A 1,423-nucleotide genomic window follows, 5' to 3' on the forward strand; every position below is an offset into this window, starting at 1 on the left:
AGTGGATTCGCTCTAAAGAGTTATCCATTCAACCTGAGTTAGATCTCTATGGTGAGGAACGTGAAGCCAAATCAGAAGAGCTGGCAACAGTAGAGACTATCCTTTCCAATATAGACAATATCTTAATCAACGGCACAGAATTAATACTGAATCGGGTCTTTGACCGGATTGGCTTCAATGAAATCAAAGATGAGATTCTCCGTAAATTAGTCCTTTCCCGTCTGTCCTATCCGGCTAGCAAAGCTGCAACTGTGGAATATCTGAAGAATCATTTCGATGAAGATGTTGATCTCTCTCGTATCTATCGTTATTTAGACAAGCTTGGGGATAAGCAACATAACCAAGTGCAGCGTATTAGCGTTGAACATACTCGTACGTTGCTCGGAGGTTCTATAGGTGTAATGTTCTATGATGTTACTACCCTCTACTTTGAGACGGATAGGGAAGATGATTTACGAAAGACCGGATTCTCTAAAGAAGGCAGACACAGTAATCCACAAATTATACTTGGTCTTTTGGTCAGCCTTGACGGCTACCCTTTAGCCTACTGCATCCATGAGGGCAACAAATACGAAGGACACACTATGTTGCCCGTTATAGAGGCGTTTGTAAAAGAATACGGTTTGGATGAATTTATTGTAGTTGCCGACTCGGGGTTGATGAACAATGCAAATATCGAAGAGCTGGAGCGTCTGGAGTATAAGTATATAATAGGAGCAAAACTAAAGACTGAGAAAGCGTCTGTTCGTCAATACATACATGCTCAGCCTAAGATAGACCGTCAGATGTTTGAAATAGACAAGGGAAAAGGCAGACGCCTGTTGGTCGGTTATACAGATGATCGGGCAAAGAAGGATGCTTATAACAGAGATAAGGGTGTACGACGATTGGAGAAAGCCTACCGCAGGGGCTCTTTAACTAAAGAAAATATCAATAAACGAGGATACAATAAGTTTTTAGACATTCACTCACAAATCGATGTTACCATTAACTATGATAAAATAGCCCAAGATGCTGCATGGGATGGATTAAAAGGTTACTTGACAAATACAACAATCCCAACAGGACAGGTGTATGCCGCTTATCATAATTTATGGAATGTGGAACGAGCGTTCAGAATTGCCAAATCCAAAATCGAAATACGTCCGATGTTCCACTTTACACGAAGACGTATTGAAGCACACGTTTGCATTTGCTTTGTTGCGTTGAAGGTTTATAAAGAGTTAGAGCGGGTATTAAAAGCAACGGATATAAGAATGAGTGTTGATAAAGTATTAAATATGGCAAAAACTATAACCACCATTAGCGTATATCTGCCACAAAACAAATGCAGCATAACTAAGACGATGATCATGAAGAGACATCAACGCATCGCAAAACTATTTGATGAAAATTTCTGGGTGAATCGTTGACGAAGTCAGGA

General features: G+C 40.3%; 1 protein-coding gene. It reads left to right on the plus strand.

From position 1 onward, the window contains the following. Window positions 1-1,412 (plus strand): IS1634 family transposase (locus tag M2134_RS15745; RefSeq protein ID WP_348525051.1); only part of this gene is annotated, 1,412 nt, incomplete at its 5' end. Between the last annotated feature and the right edge of the window lie 11 nt (window positions 1,413-1,423).

This window comes from Parabacteroides sp. PM6-13 (genome assembly GCF_029892605.1).
Taxonomy (GTDB): domain Bacteria; phylum Bacteroidota; class Bacteroidia; order Bacteroidales; family Tannerellaceae; genus QVMG01.